This is a genomic window from Limnobacter sp. CACIAM 66H1 (assembly GCF_001601825.1).
GTDB lineage: Bacteria > Pseudomonadota > Gammaproteobacteria > Burkholderiales > Burkholderiaceae_B > Limnobacter.
Map to the genome: position 1 here is coordinate 1 of NZ_LUJK01000044.1, position 14,736 is coordinate 14,736.

Consider the following 14,736-nt stretch of genomic DNA (forward strand, 5'->3'; position numbering starts at 1 on the left):
CCCCCGAAGCGAAGACCAAGATTATTAATTATTTTGCTCAACTTGTCAACAACCTGCTGAACCTTTTTAAACAAAACTTTTAAATCTTTTTGCCTTCTGCCTGCATTGCCTCAGCAATTCGAGCAGCCCGAATTATACACATATTTGTCGGGTACACTGCAAGTGATTTTTCAAAAAAACAGAAGCAAACAACAAATGAAATACTGCAGCACATGTGGAACCCCGGTTGAACTTCGAATTCCTGATGGCGATAACCGGGAACGAAGCTGTTGCCCCGGATGTGGCACCATTCACTACGTGAATCCGAAAATTGTCGTTGGCACCATCCCAACCTATCAGGGCAAGATTTTGCTTTGCAAACGTGCGATTGAACCTCGCTATGGTTTTTGGACATTGCCAGCAGGCTTCATGGAGCTGAATGAAACCACCCACCAGGGCGCCACTCGCGAAACCTGGGAAGAAGCTGGTGCCCAGATCGAACTCGGTCCGTTATTTACCATGTTCGATGTCATTCGCGCCGAACAGGTTCATATTTTTTTTCGTGCTGAAATGCCGACCCCCACCTTTAACGCAGGTGAAGAAAGCCTGGATGTGCGACTGTTTGCTGAAGACGAGATTCCTTGGGATGAGCTGGCCTTCAAAACCGTGTCAAAAACACTGACCCTGTTCTTTGCAGATCGAAAAGCGGGTCGCTATACCCTTCACACGGGCGATGTCTTCGATCACACAGACTGGACAGATTCGCAATTCAAGGCCGGATGACAAAAACCACGATTCCCTGGCTGGACTCCCCACACGAATTTCCCAGCACCCACCTCGCACTTGAATACCCGCCAGGCTTGCTCGCTGCCAGCATGGAAATCAATGCAGACTGGCTTGAAGCGAGCTACGCACGCGGCATTTTCCCATGGTATTCCCAAGGGGAACCTGTGCTGTGGTGGAGCACAACCCCACGCGCTGTTCTATACACGGCAGAATTCAAGCTTCACCGCTCATTGGCCAAAGCGATACGCAAAATGCAGGGCAACTCGAGCAGCACGATTCGCCTGAACACCGCCTTTGAGCGAGTGATGCGTGCCTGCGCAGCACCCAGGCCTGGCCAGGAAGGCACCTGGATCACCGAAGAAGTGATTGCGGCCTACACCACACTTCACGAACGGGGTTTGGCGCACTCTGTTGAACACTGGCAAGGCGACCAGCTCATCGGTGGCCTGTATTGTGTGGCCTTGGGCAAAATGGTGTACGGTGAAAGCATGTTTGCCACCCAAACCGATGCTTCCAAAGTGGCCTTCGCTCATTTTGTGTATTGGCTAAAATCACAGAATGTGCACATAATTGATTGCCAGCAGGCCACCGGGCATTTGATGTCTATGGGCGCCCGTACGGTAAGCCGAAAGGTGTTTGAGACTGAAATGGCGAATTCCATTGTGCAGCCCACCTTGAATTGGGAACCTCGCGAACTTAAATGGACGTATGACCAGACCTAAGGAACTGCCCTTCTCCACACTGCAGTTTTATTCGACTGCGCCTTATCCCTGTAGCTATTTGGACAATCGTTTGGCCAGGTCACAGGTGGCAACTCCCAGCCATTTGATCAACGCCGATGTATACAGCGAATTGGTGCGCCTGGGTTTTCGTCGCAGTGGTCTGTTCACTTACAAACCCCACTGCGATGGCTGTAACTCGTGCAAGCCCCTGCGCCTGAAAGTGTCCCAGTTTCATACGAATCGAAGCCAGCGACGTACAGTGAAAGCATTTGCCAATCTGAAACCGAGCGTACAGCGACTGCATTTCAACTCAGAGCATTATGCCTTGTACCTCAAATATCAATCGGCCCGCCATCACGGTGGTGGGATGGATGAGGATAGCCGCGAGCAGTATTCGCAATTTTTATTGCAAACCAGGGTGAACTCGCGATTGGTAGAATTCCGAAACCCGGAAGGCAAATTGGTGATGGTATCCATCATCGATATTCTTACCGACGGCCTATCCTCGGTGTATACCTTCTTCGATCCAGAGGAACGAAGCGGCTTGGGCGTCTACGGCGTACTTTGGCAAATTGAGCAATGCCGAGACCTGGAACTCCCCTATCTTTATTTGGGCTACTGGATCAAGGAAAGCGAAAAAATGGCTTACAAGGCCCGCTTTTCCTCTGCAGAAGTTTTTCAGGACAACATATGGCAACCACTGGCTGAACCAAACCGGTAATCGGCCAACACATTCCCCGTTACAATTCGGGCTCATTCATCTTAACTACCGCTGCTTGAAAACCGCCATGCTGCTGCCCTATTCAATTGTTCGTCCCGCACTCTTTTCGCTCGATCCCGAGAAAGCGCATCACGTTACTTTCAGCAATTTGCAAATGTTGCGCAAACTCGGTTTGCTGAAGCTATTTTCTCCCAAGGCTGTGGCCGATCCGGTGAAAGTGATGGGTATCGAGTTTCCAAATCGAGTGGGTTTGGCTGCAGGGCTGGACAAAGACGCAGCCTACATCAGCGAACTGGGACTGATGGGCTTTGGCTTTCTTGAAGTAGGTACGGTAACACCCAAACCACAGGCAGGTAACCCTCAACCACGTCTGTTTCGCCTGCCCAAGGCCAATGCGCTGATTAATCGCATGGGTTTTAACAATCATGGTGTGGATACACTGATACAAAACATCAAGGCCAGCAATTATCCGGGTGTACTGGGGATCAATATTGGAAAAAATGCGGTCACACCGGTAGAAAATGCGAGCGATGATTATCTCGCTGCACTCGAGGCCGTGTATCCATACGCCACTTACATCACAGTGAACATCTCCTCGCCTAACACCAAAAATTTGCGCGACTTGCAAGGTGGAGACAGCCTGGATGTTCTATTGGGTTCGCTGAAAGAAAAACAGAAAGCGCTGGCTGATGAACATGGCCTTTACAAACCCATGGCCCTGAAAATTGCCCCGGACCTCAATGACGAACAAATTGACGCAATTGCCAAACGACTGACTCATTTTGGATTTGATGGTGTGATTGCGACCAACACCACGATTGACAAAACCAGCGTGGAGAATCTCCCGCACGGTCAAGAACAAGGTGGATTAAGCGGCGCTCCGGTACTGGAGAAATCAACTCATGTGATCAAACGCTTGTACGCCGAACTGGGAGATGACATTCCAATCATCGGCGTGGGTGGAATTTCAAGCGGCGCGCATGCAGTGGAAAAAATACGTGCAGGTGCCAAACTCATTCAAATTTATACTGGCCTGATCTACAAAGGTCCTGAACTGGTTACCGAATGTGCAGCCACGATTCGCGTCAACTGCAAATCCCAAGCGCGCAAGCAATAAAAAAACGGCCTTCATGAGGCCGCTTTTTCGATCCGGATCAGTGCTGATTATTTCCGTTTGTGCGTTTGATAGAGGCTTGAAAAAGTTTCACCCGTGGGCACCGGAAAATCACGCTGATCCGTCCAGCCCTTGGCTCCGGGTAAACTGTGAATGCCTCCTCTGCGTTTTCCCCACCAGGCCATGGCCTTGATGCCCATGCGTGACAAGAATCGATACAACGCAGGCCGCTGTGCCACAAACGCCCACACCTTGAATGCCGCTTTCTCTTGCCAGGGTCGAAGCCCCCTCGAGAACTGCTGCTCCCGCAGCTTGCGCAACAAATCAGGCAATGGAATTTTAACCGGGCACACCACATGGCACTCGCCACACAAAGTAGCCGCCTGTGGCAAGTCCAGCGCTTTTTCAATGCCGGTGTAACTTGGCGTAAGAACCGATCCCATCGGGCCGGGATAAACCCAACCGTAGGCATGACCACCGATTTTTTGATACACCGGGCAGTGATTCATGCAAGCACCGCACTTGATGCAGCGAAGCATTTCTTCAAATTCGCCACCGAGCAGTCCAGTGCGACCACCATCCAGAATCACAAAATACATGTGCTCGGGACCGTCCAGATCGCCTTGCCGCTTGGGACCGGTCAATAGAGAGACATAGTTGGAAATGCTTTGGCCGGTCGCCGAGCGCGGTAGCAAGCGAATCAACGTAGCAAAGTCTTCGAGGGTGGGCACGACTTTTTCAACGCCAGTGATGGCCACATGCACGCGGGGGTTAATGGTACACATACCCTCGTTGCCCTCGTTCGTAACCAAGGCCACTGAACCTGTGTCAGCGATGATGAAGTTGCCGCCCGTGACACCCATGTCTGCAGCCAAAAACTGAGGGCGCAGAATTTCACGTGCCTCTCGGGTCATTTCGGCAATGTCTGTTTTACGGGGTAAATGGTGATGCTTTTCAAACAGGTCAGCCACCTGCTCTTTGTCTTTGTGCACCACGGGCGCAATAATGTGGCTGGGGCGCTCGTTGTCGTTGATTTGAAGAATGTATTCGCCGAGGTCGGTCTCGCGCACTTTCACATCCGCCGCCTCAAGCGCTTTGTTCAGTGCCATTTCTTCAGTCACCATCGACTTCGATTTGATCACCGATTTCACACCGTGCTTTTTGGCAATTTTCACAACCAGCTGGGCTGCCTCTTGCGGTGTGCGTGCAAACAATACCTTGGCACCAGTCTCGGCTGCTTTCTGTTCAAACAATTCAAGCCATACATCCAGGTTCTTGATGCTTCGGTTGCGAATTTCAACTGCCGCAGACCGAGTACCCTCAAAATCTTCCAGCTCCAGAATACTGGTGGCACGTGCATTCACAAACTTTGAAGACAAGCGTTTCAAGTTTTCCTGCAAACGCGGATCATTCAGCTTTTCACTGGCCTTGCGTTCAAAAAACATGCTTTGTACTTTGCATGGTGTTACTGCCCCACTTTAAATTTGACCGGGCTTGCGGCCCGTGAGCAATTCGGCCACATGCAACACCTGCGTGTTGTCACCCATGCGGCGCAATCGGCCTTCAATATTCAACATACAGCCCAGGTCGCCCAACACCACAGCCTGTGCACCGGTCGCTTGTACCTGCTCGCACTTGTCGGTACAAATTGCGCTGGAAACCTCGCCATACTTCAAGGCGAACGTGCCACCAAAACCGCAGCACTGCCGACTGTCTTTCATTTCAAGAATTTCTACGCCACCCATTTTGCCAATCAAGGTGCGGGGTTGATTTTGCACACCCAACTCGCGCAGCCCACTGCAAGAATCATGATAGGTAATCTGTTTAAGCTCGCTCACCCCTAGCTTGACCTTGTCCACACCCAGCACATTGACCAAAAAGTCAGTGAGCTCGTAAGTGCGTGCAGCCAAACGGGCCGCGCGGATCTTCAAATCCGGGTCGTTCTTGAACACTTCGGTGTAATGGATTTTTGTCATGCCAGCGCAAGAACCAGAAGGCGCAACCACATAATCAAACTGCTCGAATTCCGCCAACCATTTTTGAGCCAGCTTGTGCGTACTCTCCTGGTCACCTGAATTCCAGGCAGGTTGACCACAACAGGTTTGGGCCTGAGGCACCACTACCTCACAACCGGCCGACTCCAGTAACTCTAGGGCTGAAAAACCGATAGAGGGCCGCATGGAATCCACGAGGCAAGTAACAAACAAACCGACGCGCAAGGCAATTCCCCAAAATGTCTAGAAACCAGTTAAGTGTATGCAGCATGCCGTTTTCCGGCCAGTAGTGATAACCATAACGAGTGACGTATTTCACAATATGGTTTAAACTTCCCACCGGATGAAAAGGAACTACCCAATATGAGCGAAGAGTCGATTGGACGCACCAGTATTCAGGTGATTGAGCGAATGATGCAACTTTTGGATGCCTTGGCTGAACACCAAGATCCCGTTGCATTGAAAGACTTGGCGCGCGACACCAAGCTACACCCCTCGACTGCTCACCGCATTTTGAATGACCTTGTGGCTTGCAGACTGGTTGACCGGACAGACCCTGGTCTGTATCGCTTGGGTATGCGACTACTTGAGCTGGGCAATTTGGTGAAAGCCCGGTTGAATGTGCGCGACGCTGCCCTTGAACTGATGCGCAAATTGCACCGCTTGACCGGTCAAACGGTGAACCTTTCGGTTCGGCAAGGCGACGAAATCGTGTACGTTGACCGAGCGTACAGCGAGCGCTCAGGTATGCAGGTGGTACGTGCAATTGGAGGCCGCGCGCCCTTGCACCTTACTTCGACCGGCAAACTTTTTCTGGCCAATGAGTCGCCTGAAAATCTGAAGCTTTATGCGGACAGAACCACCTTGCGCGGCACCACCTTGAACAGCTTGACCACACTTGAAAAGCTGGAAAAGGAACTGTTGCTGGTAAGAACAGAGGGGTTCGCGCGCGACAACGAAGAGCTTGAGATGGGTGTTCGGTGTATGGCGGCCGGCATTTATGACGACTCGTCAAAACTGATTGCAGGTCTGTCGATATCTGCGCCGGCAGATCGAATTCAAGAAGACTGGCTACAAGAGCTGATCCACACTGCACAGCGCATCAGTGCATCACTGGGATGGCAGGGTCGAGTGACCCCACCCAGCGGGCGATTCCGAATTTAGCTTTATTTTGTTACATATGAGGCCGTGCTAGGTGCCACGGCCATCACATATTCGCGAATGCGCTCAGCATCGGCAAATCGGGCCTGAGAGCCCAAAGCATCCAGCAATACTATAACCAGGTTACGATCGCCTACCCTGGCCTTCATCACCAGACATCGACCGGCTTCATTGATGAAACCAGTCTTTTGAACTTGAATATCCCACTCCTTGTTTTTGATCAGGCGATTGGTATTTCTGAAGTTCAATTGGCCTTTCCCCGTCTGAACCGAGAACTGGGGGTCAGTGGAAAACTGGCGAATCAATGGGAAACGTTGGGCATGCAAAATCATGCGGGCCAAATCGTTGGCACTGGATTTGTTTTCCACCGAAAGTCCCGTGGTTTCCGCGAAGTTCGTGTTAAACATTCTGAGCGAAGCCGCCCGACGGTTCATCTCAGCGACACATGCCGCCAAACCACCGGGATAGCTGCGCCCCAAGGCGGAGGCAGCGCGGTTTTCGGAAGCCATGAGAGCAAGATGAATCAGTTCACGACGGGTGAACTCACTGCCAGGCTTCAAGCGTGATCGGGTATTTTTGTAGTAATCGATGTCTTCGGTGGTGATCGTAATGACCTCATCCAGATCGAGCCCGGCTTCAAGCGTCACCACGACGGTCATGATCTTGGTAATTGATGCGATTGGAACCACTGCCGAGGGGTTTTTTGCATAAAGCACTTCGAGTGAGTCTGCATCGGCCACCAGGGCCACAGAGCTGTTCAGCGACAGCGGGTCATGCGCTTCTTTGAGATTTGCCCGTTCAGACTGCCCAGGGGCGGCGTGCACAGTGGGGCTTGACACCATGGATAAAGCAAGAAGTGTTGAGCCAAGTAATGCTTTGTAGATCATGGTGTATTGTCTTTGTTATTCAAACGAATGTTTTGTTGGATTCTACGCAGAATTGGGTTAACCGCCAAGGCCCCAGATCGAGTGATAACAGGGTTTTAAGTCATCTAATTCGAGCGATTTCTTAAATCTACCTGTCCCATGTAGTGTTTACTGCCTCTTGATGGTGCTCGCCATACTCAGCCATGCGCTTGATGACATCAAGCTGCAAGTCTGTTAAGTGCTCAAGATCTGGGAAATATCCGCCCGCCATCACCGCAGCCACAGGCAACTGGCGTTGCCGGGCCCATTTCAATACCATCTGATCCCGCAGCAAAATACCCTCATCGCTCAGGGCCAGCTTTCCGAGACGATCTGCTTGATGAACGTCAAGCCCCGCCACATACAAAATCAAGCTTGGCATGAATCGTTCACCGATCAGCCCCAAAGCCGTTTCAAGTTGAGCCAGGTATTCATCGTCTCCAGTCCCATCGGGCAATTCGATGTCCAAATCACTTGTCTCTTTCTGAAAAGGGTAATTTTTCTCCCCGTGCATTGAAAAGGTAAACACACTGTCGTCATTGTTCAATATTTCAGCTGTTCCATCACCCTGATGTACATCCAGGTCGATCACGAGTACGTTGCGGGTGCGACTACCCATGCCTGACTGCGACTGTTTACTTTTATAAAGCCTGGAGACTCCGTCAGTCTGATAAACGCGAGCAGCCACTGCCAAATCATTGAATACACAAAACCCCCCCCCTTTGCCCCGCTTGGCATGATGCGTACCCCCCGCCAAATTAACCGAAGCTCCGTGCTGCAGCGCACTTCGAACGGCGGCCACGGTGGCACCCACGGAGCGACGAGAACGCTCAACCATTCGCTCTGACCACGGAAATCCAATGTCACGCTGTTCATCTCTGGAAACATTGCCCGTCTCTATGCGTTCAATGTAATGAGGGCAATGCGCCAAGGCCAATTGCCCAGGTGTTGCCGCATCTGGTACAACAAGCCTTATAGAACAAACACTTGAATACACCTTGTCCCGAAGAATTCGATACTTCTCCATCGGAAAACGGTGCCCTGAAGGCAAAGGGAGAACAAATTCGTCGGTATAGAAAGCTTCAATCATGATTAATACAACAGAACGAACTCAGATTATTGCGTTGCAACATTTTTTGTTGACATCAGGATTTTTTTTGGTAGAATTCGTTTTGTGCACCGCATCAAACGGTGTCGAAAATAACCCTAGTGGTACGAAACCTGACGGAGCAAACTATGATGATGACCCCCGAACAATTTCTAGACGTTCAAAAAGCCAACCTTGAAAAAATCCTGGGTCTTAGCCAGCAATCTTTCAGCAATGTCGAAAAAGTAGTTGAGCTGAATCTTAACGCTGTTAAGTCTTACATGGAAGAGAGTGTTGAGGCCGTTAAAGCCCTGTCCTCTGCAAAAGACATCCAGGAATTCGTTGCGGTATCTACATCAGTAACACAACCTTTGTCAGAGAAAGCCGTTTCCTATGGCAAAGACCTGTACACCCTGTCCTCCGGCATTGCTTCCGAAGCCGCCAAGCTGGTTGAAGAACAAGTGTCCGAGAACAACAAGAAATTCGTTGAGCTGTTTGAATCAGCCAGCAAGAATGCTCCTGCCGGTTCAGAAAGTGCAGTTGCATTGATGAAATCAGCAATCACTGCCGCAAACACTGCTTACGACAGCGTAAGCAAGGCCACCAAACAAGCTGTTGAAATGGCTGAAGCCAACGTGGAAGCCGCAACCAAGGCAACCATCAAGGCCACCAACACAGCAACAACCAAGGCCCGCAAAGCAGCATAAGTCTGTTTTGCCTGCACAGATGTCTCCTCGTTCCTCCTGGAACGAATTCTCAAAGCCTGCCCTCTTTTGTGGCAGGCTTTTTTTTATTCGATCAGCTCAAATTCACAACGCATGCTTTCCAGAACCTGAAGAAGCTCTGCGAACGCTTTCGACACCACTTCTTTCTTACCGAGGTCACCCCTGGCTTTAACTCCAAGCTCAATGTGGCGTGCCATTTTGTTGTCGCCAACACTGGGCAGGCTATACAACCTGCATTCAGGAAATGTCGCCTCGAGTTGTTCCATGACAGGCGTAATTCGCGCCTCTGGCGTGTTGAATAACAACAAGGCTTTCTTGTACTCAAGCTCCTGATGATGAAAGTGGGGATAAAGTGTATCCAGCACCCATTCAATCATGGGCCAAGCCATCACGGGAAAACCTGGAACAAAGTGATGTTGCCGCACAGTAAACCCTGCAATCCGATTGTACGGGTTGGGTATGAGACTGGCTCCAGCCGGGAAATCTGCCATACGCAATCGAAACTCATCCAATGGCTGGCCGCTCTCCTCACATCGTTGACGAATCAGATCCACGGCACCTTCATGGCGTACGATTGGCAAACTCAAGGCTTGAGCGGCCGCCTGCCGAGTGTGGTCGTCAGGCGTGCCACCGATGCCACCGCAACTCAATACAATGTGTTCACTGGCGAAGGAACGCCTCAAGGTATCAGTTAAAAATTCCCTGTCATCACCCACCATTTGAACCCACGACAAATGCAGCCCGCGGGCCGACAGGCGTTCAATCACGGCTGGTATGTGTTTGTCTTGCCTTAGGCCGGACAAAATTTCGTCGCCCACAACTATTAAACCTATTTTTGGTACTGCCATTGTTTGCTCTTGTTTAGTTGGATTCAATCACTGACATATCAATCGTTTTGTCGTTTCGAACTTGCACAAGCGCGCCCATGTAATGGCGTGTAAAAGCCAGTGCCGACATCACGGGCATAATCAATAAAATTGGCGGAATAAAACTTAAAAATGCGCAAACCAAACCGATCAACCAAGCGGAGGTGCTGTCGCGCTTCTTGATTTCTTTCATCTCAAGTTTAGTGGCGTGCCCGGCCAATGAATCGAAGCGCATCACCGCCATTAGCAAATAAGCGGTCAGCAAAACAGGCAATACGAACGCCATACCGGGAATCAACCACAAAGGCAGCGTGACAATCCATGCGATGAGAAATACAACAACAGCTTTTAAAGTGACCCACAGGCTCATGACCATGCCCGAGTCTCCCCTCTTTTCAATGCCCTGAAATTCCCGCTCGGTCAGGTAATTAACTACTGGTGGAGTGACATACAAACCTGCAAGCAACACGGCAGAAGTGGCGACGATCGGCCATAAAAGCCCAAACACCGCCAAGGGCACCAGAATTAATTTTAACCAACCCATGAATGCAGCATCCGCTGCCACTGCCTCGGCGGAGAAATCAAAGCCCAGGTAACCCAAGGCCCAAGTGGCGGCACTGACCAAAGGATCAATGGATAACCAGATAATCACCAACCAGAACACGGATGCAATTGCCACAGACACAAGAGTCAGCATCAGCATTTTCGGGCGAAATGAATCAACCAGTGCGTTAAAAAGAATGGACATTGCGTTGTTCATCAATATTCCCTTTATTGTTGTCGCTTTGCCATGGTTTCCCATGCCTTTTGCAAACGTTTGACGGACACAGGCATTGGCGTGCGAAGTTCCTGGGCAAACAGGGAGACCCTCAACTCCTGAAGTTGCCAGCCAAACTGGCTGAGGCTTTCGTCCTCCTGACCTTTCAAGTGTGAACTGGCACGAACCCAGTGTAATTGAAGATCCATGACATCTTTCATCAACTGTTTATCCCGATCGATTGAATTACGCACTCGCTCCAGACGTATTTGCGCAGCTTTCAAATAACGGGGGTAATGGGCCAACTGCTCCCATGGCTTTTTGAGCAGAAAACCCTTGGGTAACAACCAGTTCAACTGATTTTGAATGTCGTTAACACACTCGGGGAACGACTTGGACAATGTCTGCAGCTTCTTATTCAGTGCACTGTATTCAGTCAAAATAATAAAAAGAATCTTTCCGATCTCCTGAGCAATCAGGTTCATTCGGCTCCGCGCTTCCTGTACTTTGACATTGAATTCATCTTGAGTAACAGGCAAACCTCCTGCAAGTGCACTGCGCATTAATGTCAGCTTGATCCACTGTTGCTGCAGTTCTTCAGAGGATCCAAGGGGCATATACAGCATGGCGACTTTCTGAAAATCAAGCAGGTTTTTGGTCAGGTATTTCAGAGGCTCTTTCAAAGCGATATTGAACAGGCGGAGTACACCGTCAAGGTGCACTTTCCGGGCAATGTTTTCTTCATCGAACACTTCGATGATGCAGTGGTCACCCATGTCTTTCAACGCCGGATATCCAAAGAAAGTTTGCCCTGCGCGTCGGATCTCCAGCATATCGGGCAAACTACCAAAACTCCAGGTGATGATCGGCTGATCGCTGTATGCGCCTGCATTGCCCGATGGAGGGGATTTGACTGCATTTGCTGAGGGCTTGCTTTTTTCAGAAGAGTGACCAGCGTCATCGATCTGCGCACCGACCTGGGCACGGACCTGCTCAACCACGTCTGAACTTTTAAAACTCTCTTGCGCCTTTCGACCCCACTCAGCCTTCAGTGCTGACAAGCTGCGTTGCATATCCAGTTGGCGCCCATGCTCATCGACCAACTTAAAATTCATGAAATGGTGCGGTGGCAAGGTTTCAATTCGGAAATCGCTGAGCAGCGGACGGGCTGGCGTTTCGCTGGCTACGAAATCGCGAAGGCGTTCAAGAAGCGGCTTGTCATAGAGTTTGAAATCAAAGTGCGCTTCGGCAAACTTTTCAGCAAACTGCGGTACCGGGACACAGTGACGGCGAACTTTCTGCGGCAAGCTTTTCAGCAAAAGCAATGCTTTTTCTTTCAACATGCCGGGAACCAACCACTCGGTGCGGCCCACATTCACTTGGTTCAACAACATTAGGGGAATGGTCAGGGTAACCCCATCGCGCGGGCTGCCGGGCTCAAAGTGGTAGCTCAAATCAAAGGCCAAACCGCCCATTTCCAGCTTTTTAGGATAAAACTCGGTGGTAATGTCGCCTGCCTTTTTGCTCAAAAGGTCTTCTTTGTTCAAATAAAGCGCGGCGAGATCTTCCTTGCTGGCCTGCTTGGCCCAATTTTCCAGGGTTTGCTGGTTGTACACACCAGCGGGAAGCTTGTCATCATAAAACTGCGCAATCAGCGCCTCATCCACCAAAATATCCTGACGGCGGGCTTTGTGCTCCAGCTTTTCAAGGTCTTCAATCAGCTTGCGGTTGTGAACATAAAACGGCACGCTGGTTTTGACCTGCCCGGGCACCAACCCCTCGTGAATCATCAAGCGGCGTGCATCGGCTTGATTAAACCTCGCCAGGCTCACGCGGCGCTGGGAGTAAATAGGCAAACCGTAAATGGTGCCGGTTTCCAAGGCAACGGCCTGGCCTGAACCTTTTTCCCAATGCGGATTGTTGTGGTTACGCTTCACCAAATGAGCGCCCACCTTCTCAATCCAATCAGGCTGAATTTTGGCCACACTGCGAGCATACAGTCGTGTGGTTTCAACCAGTTCAGCAGCCATGATCCATTTGCCGCCTTTCTTGAACAAATTCGAACCGGGGTGAATTGAAAACTTGATGCTTCGCGCCCCAAGGTAGACCGGGTCGGTTTCATGTTTCAACCCAATGTTGCCCAACAAACCCGCCATCAAGGACATGTGAATTTGATCGTATTCCGCTGCCTTGGTATTAACAACCCAGTTTTGATCTCTCACCATGGCAGTGAGCTGTTGATGAACCTCGCCCCACTCACGCAAGCGGTTGGCCGATAAGAATTTGCGCTGAAGCGTGTTTTTCATTTCACGATTCGTCAGCTCTTTTTCTTTTAAATCAACATAAAAATTCCACAACTTCAGAAAAGACATGAAATCAGATTCGGTGTCCTCAAACTGTTGTTGAGCGTTGTCAGCTGCCTCTTGCGCATCAATTGGGCGGTCTCGCGGGTCTTGAATCGACAAAGCTGCAGCCAACACCAACAGTTCGCGCAAGCAGCCCCGAACGCTGGCTTCAAACAGCATTCGTGCAATTCGTGGATCAAGCGGCAGCTTGGCCAGTGCTTTGCCTGTTCTGGTCAGATGCCCTGCATCGTCCAGGGCATTCAGTTCGCTGAGCAACTGATAACCATCCGCAATCGCGCGCCCCATGGGGCGCTGCAAAAATGGAAAATCCTCCACCTCAGTCAGGTGCAGGCTTTTCATTCTCAAGATGACGGAAGCCAATGAAGAACGAAGGATTTCCGGATCGGTGTAATCAGCACGCCCTGCAAAATCCGCGTCGGAATACAAACGAATGCATACCCCGTTGGCAACCCGGCCGCAACGCCCCGCCCGCTGATTGGCCGAGGCCTTGGAAATCCGCTCCACCTGCAACATTTCGACCTTGTTGCGATAACTGTAGCGCTTCACTCGGGCAAGACCCGAATCAATCACGTAGCGAATGCCTGGTACCGTCAACGAGGTTTCAGCCACGTTGGTAGACAACACAATTCGACGGCGCCCGCTGGGTTTGAAAATCCGATCCTGTTCCTGTGCGGTCAGCCTTGCGAACAAGGGCAAAATTTCCAGCGTTTGCCGCAGGTTTTTATTCAGGAAATTTGCCATGTCGCGAATTTCCCGCTCCCCCGGCAAGAACATCAATATATCGCCCTGACCCTCCCGGCAGAGCTCTTCTACCGCATCGAGGGTTGCAGCCTGAAACGCATCTTCATCCACCTCATCAGCCAGGTTTACAGGTGCGTTCTTGCGCCGGCTGGTGTCAAAATCATTTGGGTCTTTGTAGCGCACTTCCACCGGGTACAAACGACCGGATACTTCGATCACCGGAGCAGGCTTACCCAGGACACTTTCAAAATGCTTCGAGAACCGCTCTGCATCGATGGTTGCTGAGGTCACAATCAACTTCAAGTCAGGCCGCTTGGTTAGCACCTCTTTCAGATAACCCAACAGAAAGTCAATGTTCAGGCTGCGCTCATGAGCCTCGTCAATAATGATGGTGTCGTACTTCTTGAACAGCGGATCGGTTTGGCTTTCCGCCAGCAAAATGCCGTCGGTCACCAACTTCACCGCGGTACTGGCATTGGATTGGTCTTGAAACCGTATTTTGAACCCCACCCATTGCCCGAGTTCAGAATTCAGTTCTTGCGCAATCCGTTTGGCTGTCGCTGTTGCAGCCAAACGACGAGGCTGGGTGTGAACAATACTTCTTCCGTTCAAACCACGCCCAAGTTCAAGGCACATTTTCGGCAACTGAGTGGTTTTACCCGAGCCTGTTTCACCGCAGACAATCACCACCTGATGGTCAGCGATCAACTGCTTGATCTCAGTGCGACGCTGGGAAACCGGTAGCTCTTCAGGGTATCGAATTTCGGGTAACGACTGAATGGTTTGTTCTTTTGACAACACAAATAACCAAT

At 50.7% G+C, this 14,736-nt stretch carries 13 protein-coding genes; 6 read left to right on the forward strand and 7 right to left on the reverse strand.

The genetic code is table 11. The features are described 5' to 3' along the window. Window positions 1-195: 195 nt before the first annotated feature. From A0129_RS12125 to A0129_RS12140, 4 genes are all read left to right on the forward strand, one after another. On the forward strand, window positions 196-762 hold the full coding sequence (locus tag A0129_RS12125; protein ID WP_291715317.1) for an NUDIX hydrolase: 567 nt from the start codon (window positions 196-198) through the stop codon (window positions 760-762). Beyond that, entirely contained in the window at window positions 759-1,487 is a 729-nt protein-coding gene (gene aat, locus A0129_RS12130; protein WP_291715320.1) for a leucyl/phenylalanyl-tRNA--protein transferase, read from the forward strand. Before A0129_RS12125 ends, aat begins: the two co-directional genes overlap by 4 nt. After that, window positions 1,474-2,208: an arginyltransferase gene (locus A0129_RS12135; protein ID WP_291715321.1), complete on the forward strand. Its 735-nt coding sequence runs from the start codon at window positions 1,474-1,476 to the stop codon at window positions 2,206-2,208. The genes aat and A0129_RS12135 overlap by 14 nt, the downstream gene beginning before the upstream one ends. A 67-nt stretch (window positions 2,209-2,275) precedes the next feature. Next, on the forward strand, window positions 2,276-3,325 hold the full coding sequence (locus A0129_RS12140; protein ID WP_291715323.1) for a quinone-dependent dihydroorotate dehydrogenase: 1,050 nt from the start codon (window positions 2,276-2,278) through the stop codon (window positions 3,323-3,325). A gap of 47 nt (window positions 3,326-3,372) precedes the next feature. Here the strand turns inward: A0129_RS12140 and A0129_RS12145 are convergent, their stop codons facing one another. Beyond that, window positions 3,373-4,767, reverse strand: a complete 1,395-nt coding sequence (locus A0129_RS12145; RefSeq protein ID WP_291715325.1) for a LutB/LldF family L-lactate oxidation iron-sulfur protein — start codon at window positions 4,765-4,767, stop codon at window positions 3,373-3,375. A gap of 33 nt (window positions 4,768-4,800) precedes the next feature. After that, window positions 4,801-5,541 carry a (Fe-S)-binding protein gene (locus A0129_RS12150; RefSeq protein ID WP_291715327.1) on the reverse strand — a complete coding sequence of 247 codons (741 nt, stop codon included), beginning with the start codon at window positions 5,539-5,541 and terminating at the stop codon, window positions 4,801-4,803. Window positions 5,542-5,679: 138 nt separating this feature from the next. Between A0129_RS12150 and A0129_RS12155 the strand changes: the two genes are divergently transcribed. Beyond that, complete coding sequence (locus tag A0129_RS12155; RefSeq protein ID WP_291715329.1) at window positions 5,680-6,480, forward strand: IclR family transcriptional regulator; 801 nt, start codon at window positions 5,680-5,682, stop codon at window positions 6,478-6,480. 2 nt (window positions 6,481-6,482) lie between these two features. On the opposite strand, the gene A0129_RS12160 is transcribed toward A0129_RS12155, so the two are convergent. Further along, the gene (locus A0129_RS12160) at window positions 6,483-7,364 is read right to left on the reverse strand and encodes a serine hydrolase (RefSeq protein WP_291715331.1); all 882 of its coding nucleotides are present in this window, start codon (window positions 7,362-7,364) and stop codon (window positions 6,483-6,485) included. Between the two features lie 127 nt (window positions 7,365-7,491). Next, entirely contained in the window at window positions 7,492-8,472 is a 981-nt protein-coding gene (locus A0129_RS12165; protein ID WP_291715333.1) for a histone deacetylase, read from the reverse strand. Between the two features lie 149 nt (window positions 8,473-8,621). Here A0129_RS12165 and A0129_RS12170 point away from each other — a divergent pair, with 149 nt between their 5' ends. Further along, entirely contained in the window at window positions 8,622-9,176 is a 555-nt protein-coding gene (locus A0129_RS12170; RefSeq protein WP_291715355.1) for a phasin family protein, read from the forward strand. Between the two features lie 83 nt (window positions 9,177-9,259). Here A0129_RS12170 and A0129_RS12175 read toward each other — a convergent pair whose 3' ends face one another. From A0129_RS12175 to hrpA, 3 genes are read right to left on the reverse strand one after another with little or no spacing between them, the layout of a single operon-like run. Beyond that, window positions 9,260-10,042: a molybdopterin-binding protein gene (locus A0129_RS12175; protein WP_291715335.1), complete on the reverse strand. Its 783-nt coding sequence runs from the start codon at window positions 10,040-10,042 to the stop codon at window positions 9,260-9,262. Between the two features lie 13 nt (window positions 10,043-10,055). Beyond that, window positions 10,056-10,820, reverse strand: a complete 765-nt coding sequence (locus A0129_RS12180; RefSeq protein ID WP_291715337.1) for an EI24 domain-containing protein — start codon at window positions 10,818-10,820, stop codon at window positions 10,056-10,058. Between the two features lie 11 nt (window positions 10,821-10,831). Further along, entirely contained in the window at window positions 10,832-14,725 is a 3,894-nt protein-coding gene (gene hrpA, locus A0129_RS12185) for an ATP-dependent RNA helicase HrpA (protein WP_291715339.1), read from the reverse strand. Between the last annotated feature and the right edge of the window lie 11 nt (window positions 14,726-14,736).